At 37.2% G+C, this 8,556-nt stretch carries 6 protein-coding genes and 2 pseudogenes; 5 read left to right on the top strand and 3 right to left on the bottom strand.

Annotated elements, in window-relative coordinates; translation table 11 throughout:
* From pnp to L950_RS22700, 3 genes and pseudogenes are all read right to left on the bottom strand, one after another.
* Positions 1 to 2,106 (bottom strand): annotated as a pseudogene (gene pnp / locus L950_RS22710) (polyribonucleotide nucleotidyltransferase); the annotation flags it as partial.
* A 263-nt stretch (positions 2,107 to 2,369) separates the two neighbouring features.
* Positions 2,370 to 2,648, bottom strand: coding sequence for a 30S ribosomal protein S15 (gene rpsO, locus L950_RS22705; RefSeq protein ID WP_021191167.1), 279 nt, complete (start codon positions 2,646 to 2,648; stop codon positions 2,370 to 2,372).
* Positions 2,649 to 2,878: 230 nt separating this feature from the next.
* Positions 2,879 to 4,093 carry an acyltransferase family protein gene (locus tag L950_RS22700; RefSeq protein ID WP_021191166.1) on the bottom strand — a complete coding sequence of 405 codons (1,215 nt, stop codon included), beginning with the start codon at positions 4,091 to 4,093 and terminating at the stop codon, positions 2,879 to 2,881.
* A gap of 318 nt (positions 4,094 to 4,411) precedes the next feature.
* Between L950_RS22700 and L950_RS37595 the strand changes: the two are divergent.
* The 5 genes and pseudogenes from L950_RS37595 to L950_RS34425 all read left to right on the top strand — a co-directional run.
* Positions 4,412 to 5,643, top strand: a pseudogene (locus L950_RS37595) (ROK family protein).
* A gap of 21 nt (positions 5,644 to 5,664) precedes the next feature.
* Complete coding sequence (locus L950_RS34440) at positions 5,665 to 6,657, top strand: TonB-dependent receptor plug domain-containing protein (protein ID WP_021191165.1); 993 nt, start codon at positions 5,665 to 5,667, stop codon at positions 6,655 to 6,657.
* A gap of 115 nt (positions 6,658 to 6,772) precedes the next feature.
* Positions 6,773 to 7,006: a hypothetical protein gene (locus L950_RS34435; protein WP_021191164.1), complete on the top strand. Its 234-nt coding sequence runs from the start codon at positions 6,773 to 6,775 to the stop codon at positions 7,004 to 7,006.
* Positions 6,994 to 7,809: a hypothetical protein gene (locus L950_RS34430; protein ID WP_021191163.1), complete on the top strand. Its 816-nt coding sequence runs from the start codon at positions 6,994 to 6,996 to the stop codon at positions 7,807 to 7,809. Before L950_RS34435 ends, L950_RS34430 begins: the two co-directional genes overlap by 13 nt.
* Positions 7,731 to 8,556, top strand: an 826-nt coding sequence (locus L950_RS34425; protein WP_231577806.1) for a TonB-dependent receptor domain-containing protein, incomplete at its 3' end; no start/stop codon positions are given. The genes L950_RS34430 and L950_RS34425, both read left to right, overlap by 79 nt.

The raw sequence follows: 8,556 nt of genomic DNA, 5'->3' as shown, positions 1-8,556 counted from the left end.
AGGTAATAAAGCTTTACGAGAAGTTTAATTTACCCTGTTTGTGATATCCAATAATTTAACCGTTACTTTATCACCTTCAGTAAAGATACTATCCATCGTCTCAAAACGTTTCCAATCAATCTCAGAGATGTGTAATAAACCATCTTTTCCTGGCATGATTTCAACGAAAGCACCAAAAGGCATAATAGACTTCACTTTACCTTCGTAAGTAGCACCTACCTCAGGTTTAGCAGCGATATTTTTAATACGTGTACTTGCATCATCAATAGCAGCTTTATTGTCCGCAAAGATCTGAACGATACCTTTACCATCTACTTCTTCAATAGAAATAGTAGCACCTGTTTCACGTTGCATTTCTTGGATAATTTTACCACCTGGACCGATGATAGCACCAATAAATTCTTTATCGATGATGATCTGAACAATACGAGGAGCATGAGGTTTGTAATCTTCACGTGGCTCAGAAATTGTTTTCTTCATTTCACCTAAGATATGAAGACGAGCCTCTTTCGCTTGATCCAAAGCTTGTGTCAAAACTTCCCATTTCAATCCATTGATCTTTAAGTCCATTTGACAAGCAACAATACCTTTTTCAGTACCCGTTACTTTAAAGTCCATATCACCTAAATGATCTTCATCACCTAAGATATCAGAAAGAATTGCATATTTACCCGTTTTCTCATCCGAGATTAAACCCATCGCGATACCAGAAACTGGAGCTTTCAATTTAATACCCGCATCTAATAATGCTAATGTACCAGCACAAACAGTTGCCATTGATGAAGAACCGTTAGATTCTAAGATATCAGAAACAACACGGATTGTATAAGGATTTTCAGCTACTGGAGGCAATACTTGTCTCAATGAGCGTAATGCTAAATTACCGTGACCTACTTCACGACGACCTGGACCTCTATTTGGTCTAGCCTCACCTGTAGAGAATGCAGGGAAATTGTAGTGCAAGATAAATTTGTTATAACCGTTGATGAATGCACCATCGATCATTTGCTCTGCATCTTTAGCACCTAAAGTAACAGAAGTTAATGATTGCGTTTCACCACGTGTAAATACAGCTGAACCGTGAGCTGCAGGTAAATAATTTACTTCCGACCAGATAGGACGTACAGTACGTACATCACGTCCATCAAGACGCTTTCCTTCATCCAATACTAGATTACGAACAGCATCATACTGCACATCATGGAAATATTTTTTGAATAAGAACTTCGTATCCTCATCCAATTCTTCTGGAAGTGTTGCTCTGAATTCTTCAGCAATCTTTGCGAAAGCTTCAGAACGGTCATGCTTTGCAGAAGCAGAAGCTGCTACAGCATATACTTTATCATAAGTCGCGCTGAAAATTTCAGCTCTCAACGTCTCATTAGTTGGCTCATGGTTATACTCACGTTTTACATTTTTACCTACTAAATTTGCTAATTCAACTTGAGCAGCAACTTGTTTTTTGATCGCCTCATGCGCAAAAGCAATCGCTTCTACCATTTCAGTCTCAGAAATTTCACTACACTCACCTTCAACCATACCGATATCTTGAGCAGAACCAGCTACGATAAATTCTAAAGTTGCTCTTTCTAATTCAGACATTTTTGGATTGATGACCAATTGACCATCTATTTTCGCAACGCGAACCTCAGAAATAGGTCCATTGAAAGGAATATCAGAAACCGCAATAGCAGCAGAAGCTGCTAAACCAGCTAATGCATCCGGCATAATATCTTTATCTGCAGAGATCAAAGAGATCATCACTTGTGTATCTGCATGATAGTTCTCAGGGAATAAAGGACGTAAAGCTCTATCGACCAAACGTGAGATTAGGATCTCATAATCTGATAAACGTGCCTCACGACGCAAGAAACCACCAGGAATACGACCTGTAGCCGCGTATTTTTCTTGGTAATCTACTGACAAAGGCAAAAAGTCAACTCCAGATTTCGCTTCTTTAGCAGAAACGACTGTTGCTAGAAGCATCGTATCACCTTGTTTTAAAACTACTGCACCATCAGCCTGTTTAGCCAATTTACCAGTAGAAAGTTCGATCTGGGAGCCATTGCCCATATCTATTACTGTTTTGATTTCGTTATAACTCATTCGTTGTTATTTGCGATATGCTTTTCATCTTTTGGCAGCATACCTATATTAAAAATATTTTAATTTCATCGCAAAGATAAGGTAAAATATTTATAATCAAACTGACGTAAGTTGCATTTATGACAGTAATTATCATGTGCCCCTTAACCATTGAAGGTGGTTTTATAATAATAAGTAGCATAAAATCATCATTTCAAAATTTAGCGACAAAAAAAAAGCCATCTCTAAAGAGACGGCTTTCTAAAGTTTTTATAACTAAAAGCTTATTTGATGATATCACGTAAACCAAGACCTTTAATGATCGCACGGTAACGGTTGATGTCAGTTTTGTACAGGTAAGCTAATAATGAACGACGTTTACCTACTAACATTTGTAGGGCACGTTGTGTGTTAAAATCTTTTCTGTTTTTTTTCAAATGCTCAGTTAAGTGAGCAATTCTCTTAGTGAATAAAGCTACTTGTCCTTCTGTAGAACCTGTGTTCGTTGCCGAACCTGCAAATTCCGCGAAGATATCTGCTTTGTACTCTTTACTTAAATACATCTCTGAAATAATATTAAAGCGTTAAAAATTTTTGTTAATTGACTGCAAAGGTAGCACTTAAACTTTAATCTGCAAAGAAAATGAAGATTAAAGTTTAAGTAGTAACGCTGTAGTATTAAAGTACCACCTTAATGGGTACCTAGTAATTTACATAAAGTTTAAATCAATTGAGGGACAAAATACCTGACAACAATAAACTTAAAATTCGCTCTGCATTAATAAGGAATGCCTTAAACTTTCACATAGATTTTCTTTTTATCCAAGTAATAGCATATACCCCACATCAAGGCCAAAAAGCATAACGAGTAAAAGAAAGAACCTACCTCTGGTGGACCAGGTAATGGTTTGCAGATTGTTGTATAAAACCAGGTAAATGCATTGGTATATAAAGCAGTTCCATCATCTCCTACCCCATCCGGAATACGGATCAACCCTACCAATCGCGGTAAAACACCACTTAGTACAAAGATAAAAAGCGGATTTTTGCCAAACACATCAAAAAATTTAGTCAGACTATTTTTCACACCTTGCACTTCAACAAACCAGATCATTCCGCCGATGGTCATAATTCCTAATCCCGTTGTGTACAGCACATAGGAACTTGTCCATATTTTTTTGTTGATCGGAAAACCTAATGACCAGATCCATGCTAAAACCACCAGAATAAACCCCGTTACAAATAACCCAGAAAGTAATTTGAAATGAGGCTCTTTACTTTCGGGAACCTTAGACCATAACCAATCTACCTGTCCTTGCTTCTTGATATAAGTACCGGCAAGATAACCGAAAACGACTTGCACAATAGTCGGTAATGTACTCATCAGGCCTTCAGGATCAAAAGGTACCCCTTCTCCTTTATAAATATGAGCTACTCCCAATAGCTGTATATCAATAGGAGTTCCAAACCAACCTGCAAGACTATAAGGATCTCCTGCCTGTCCTGCAAAAGCACAAATAGCCCAATAAGCCAATAAGATAACAGCAGAAATCCAGATCAACGCCTTCTCTTTAAAGTAATAAGCCAGAATAGAAGCAAAACAGTACGCCAAGGCAATGCGTTGAAGTACACCTAATATCCGGATGCCCTTTTCAGGATTATTTGGATTTACCCAATGTTTCAATCCAAGTGCATCACCGTCCCACTGCACAAACGGAGCCCAGTTAAGGAATAAACCAATAGCAAAAATCAAAACCGTTCTTTTGATCACTTTCTTCCAGAATACAGCATCTCCAGCCTCCTGAAGTCGAGGAATAACAAAAGACATAGCATTACCAACTGCAAATAGAAAAAAAGGAAAAACAAGATCTGTTGGGGAACAGCCATGCCAACCGGCATGTTTTAATGGTGCGAACATATGAGCCCATGTTCCGGGGTTATTGACCATAATCATCAGAGCAACTGTAGCTCCTCGGAATACGTCAAGTGAATAATAACGCTGTTTCATAAAATAGTTTGTTTATGGCATAAAAATAACAATTTTACTATTCACTTTTACGCCTAATTTAATTTAAAATGGCACAAACACGGACTTTTATTTTTTAAAATTATATCTAAATAATACCAATATTATCCGTCATTACCTCAAACAAAAACATAAGAAAGTAGAAGCAATAAAGTATGCATAACAACTGTAAAAGAATCCGCGAGCTTTTTATGTCTGTTACAATCCAAAAAACTTTTGAAAAATAAATTAAATAAAACTGCTAATTATTAATAAAACGAGACAAAGACCCTCATACTTATTAATAAATATTATAAAGTCATGGATTTTACAAAGAAATTTGCTTTCTTTACCCCTTCAATACGAAGATTATTAATGATGAACAGCCAAATCTTAAAAGCACTTTACTTTCAGGAATCACAATCAATTGCACAGCTAAGTAAAACTTTTAATAAAAGTATTCCGGTTATTACCAAATCAATAAATTCCTTACTGGAAATGAAACTCATTGAGGGTAATGGTTTTGCAACATCAACTGGAGGACGACGCGCTATTCAATTCAAGCTAAACAATAGCCTTTCTCATTATATGTTAGTGATCGCGCTTGATCAATATTATACATCGATTTATATTTATAATCTCGAAAACAAAATAATTGAACAGATTACTGATCAGTATAATCCCCTTGCTTGCGAATCGGAAGCACTCCAAAACATCATCAGTTATGCTGATCAGCTTATTACTAAGTCACAGATTCCACTAGCCAATTTTATTGCGGCTGGCGTCAGTATGCCCGGATTTGTAAACACACAAAAAGGCGTTAATGATTCGTACGATAAAAAATGTAACCTACACCACATTAAAAAACACATCACTGATCATTTTAAGATTCCGACGATTATTGAAAACGATTCCACTTGCATTGCTTTTGCCGAACAAAATTTGGCGCCGCACAAAAGACAACAAATGCGTTAGTCATCAATTTAAATTGGGGGGTCGGATTAGGCATGATCGTAAACGGTCAAATATTTAAAGGATCGAGTGGTTATGCAGGAGAATTTAGCCATATACCGCTAAGCCATAGCAACACTCTTTGTTCCTGTGGAAAAAAAGGATGTTTAGAAGTAGAGGCATCACTCAGCGCTGCAGTAAAAGATGTACAAAATGCTTTAAAGGCCGGAGAAAAATCGAGTTTAGAAGCCGAGCAATATAATAACCTATTAGCACAAGGAGATGCTTTACTGGAGAATGCATTACAGGGTGATCAGCTTGCTATTGCCAGTCTTGGAAAAATTGGTTATATGTTAGGAAAAGGCATTGCTACCTTAATCCATATCCTCAACCCTGAAGTCATCATCATCAGTGGCCGGGGAGCCAAAGCCGGTGCCATACTCATGCCTCAGATTCAGACCGCAGTGAATGAATTTTGCATACCTAGATTGGCCAGCACAACACAAGTAAAAATATCAGAAACCAACAAACAGGCACAAAGTATTGGGACTGCTGCCTTTATTATAGAAAACACATTACAAACCCTTATAACTACAAACTAATTAGCTTATAAATCATTACTCATGAATTATTTTCAAAAAAAGAGTGCGGGATTAGCGTTATGCACTTTAGTCAGTGCATCATCCTTATTCGCACAGCAATCCATTACCGGAACAGTAAAAGATGCTTCGGGACTAGTATCTGGCGTAACGGTGACTGTAAAAGGAACCTCAAGAGCTACACAAACCACTGCGAACGGCAGTTTTACCATCCAGGCTTCACAGGGAGAAACTTTACGATTTACAACGATTGGATACAAAACAACAGAAATTTTGGTTGGTTCAACTAAATCGATTAATGTAACCTTGACACAAGATGCTTCTGCTTTAGATGAGGTGGTTGTGACAGCAATGGGTATTAAACGCGATGCAAAAGCTTTAGGATACGCTGTTAGCACGATCAAAGCAGAGGAACTTACTAAAGCGGGAAATACGAACATAGGATCAGCCTTATATGGTAAAGTTTCTGGCGTAAAAATTACCACAGCACCTGGCGGTGCATCAAGTGCTGTAAATGTTCAAATTCGTGGTATTAACTCCTTAAATTACCAACGTCAACCCCTTTATGTTGTAGACGGTGTAATTATTCGTAATGATGAACAATATGGAACCAAAGGAGCCAATAACAATAACTATTGGGATGACCAACGTGTCCGTGGTAATGGGATGTTAGATATTAATCCTGCCGATATTGAAAGTATGACTATTTTAAAGGGATCTGCAGCGAGTGCGCTATACGGATCTGATGCAGCAAGTGGGGTTATTGTGATTACTACAAAAAAAGGGATTAAAGGAAGAGGTTTAGGTATTGATTTTAACTACAATGGTTCTATCGAACGTGCCGCATTCTTACCGAAATTCCAAAATATCTATGGCCCTGGTTATGACGCTACGACCAATCTAGCGAACGGTGCTGATGCGGAAGGTTGGATCGCAGATACAGACTCACCCTCGGGAAGACGCCCATACTTCCGCTCATACGGAATTTTGGCCCTAAATTTACTGGTGAAGAAGTAATTGGTGGGATGGAACAACCAAGAAATACGAAGCACGTGAAAATAACTTTAAGGACATCTTTGACAATGGTTATAATTCAAACATTAACTTTGCAATTTCAAATCAAACAGACAAAGTGAACTATCGTTTGAGCGGTACACGTATGGATTATAAAAGTACAAGTCCAGGTTCAAAACAAAGTAGAAATACCTTCAATCTAAATAGTACAGTAAAAATGCACGAAAAATTGTCATTAGATCTCGTTGCAAACTATACAAATACAGAAACTCATAATCGATCGCAATTACTAGGACAAGTCCTCGGATCTTTGGAGGTTTCTTTAGTCGTACAGAAGACATGTCTGTTCTAAAAGAAAAATATCAAACTTCGGACGGCTATAAATATTCAGCAGCGACTACTGGTCGTGATGAGGATTTCAAATATGCCATTCGACCATATAATTTGTTGGATTATTTCTGGTCTCAATATAAAAATAGCTACGACGAAACAGAAAATCGCTTGTTAACAAGTGCCACCTTAAATTGGGATGTTGTGAATCACCTCAAATTAAGAGGCCGTATCGGTAATGATTTTACTTCGGCAGCCATCACAAATAAACAATATAACGAGCATGCGACTCGCTATAATTCAACAACGAATAGTTCTGGCGGATTCAGCACTTCAAAAGGACTGTACTCAATATTGTATGGCGATGTATTAGCGACTTATGCTAACAAAATAAATAGTGATTGGGATTACAGTGTAAGTGCAGGTTTTCAATCTAGAGAAGAAAATTATGATGACCAATCGTCTACTACACAAAGTGGGCTTGTAAAAGAAAACTGGTTTAGTATCAGCAATAGCTATGCACCAGCGACAACAGGTAATGAGCGTAAGAAAAAAATAAAATATGCATATTTCGGAATGGCCAATATTGGTTATAAAGGATTTGCTTATTTAGACGGTACTTATCGCTCCGAGTATTCTTCCACCATGCCTCCCGGCAACAACAACTACAAATATGGTTCTGTAAGCGGAAGTTTATATTTAGTGACGCTCTGGGCTGGAAGTCTCAGAATTTCAATTTTGGAAAATTGCGTGTTTCCTACGGTATTGTCGGAAATGATGCCGGAATTTATGTCGCAAATGTCGCAAACAGTCAAAATGCAATAGCTACAATTAATGGATCTGTACCTTCTTTGACATATAATGGCAGCTATGGAAATTTGGGACTTATGCCTGAAATGAAATACGAATGGGAGTATGGATTAGAACTTAAATTTTTAAAAAACAGATTAGGTTTAGATATCAGTTATTATGATAATTACATCGACGATCAAATTTTAAATCTAACAACAGAAGCATCATCAGGAGCAACCTCTCAATGGACGAATGTAGGTCGTATCTCAAATAATGGTCTAGAAGTTTCATTAACAGCAACACCTATACAGCGTGAAAATTTCAGTTGGAATACCCGTTTAAACTATTCCTTCAATAGAACTATGGTGGATAAATTAAATAGTGGCGGAGATATGCTAACGTTCTACAGCGCAGATGAGAACTCCTTAAAAGTCGTTGCCGAAGTCGGTAAAAAATTAGGTAATATTTATGCGTACGATATTGCTAAAGATGATCAGGGTAATAATCTAATTTCTGATGAAGGTTACTATGTTATTGATAAAACAAAGTATAAATATGTAGGAAATATATTACCAAAGGCAATAGGTGGTATGACCAATACATTCAACTATAAAAATTGGTCATTAGATTTCACTGTGGATTATAGATTAGGTGGTAAAATGGTTTCTGAAAATCAGAAATATGCCATGGGAACCGGTGCTTATGAAAACACTTTGGAATACAGAGAAACTGGTGTTACTTTAGGTGGTGTAAATCAGAATACTGGTGAGAAAAATGATG

The sequence above is a fragment of the Sphingobacterium sp. IITKGP-BTPF85 genome (genome assembly GCF_001006065.1).
GTDB lineage: Bacteria > Bacteroidota > Bacteroidia > Sphingobacteriales > Sphingobacteriaceae > Sphingobacterium > Sphingobacterium anhuiense.
This window is presented reverse-complemented; position numbering and strand designations above follow the sequence as displayed.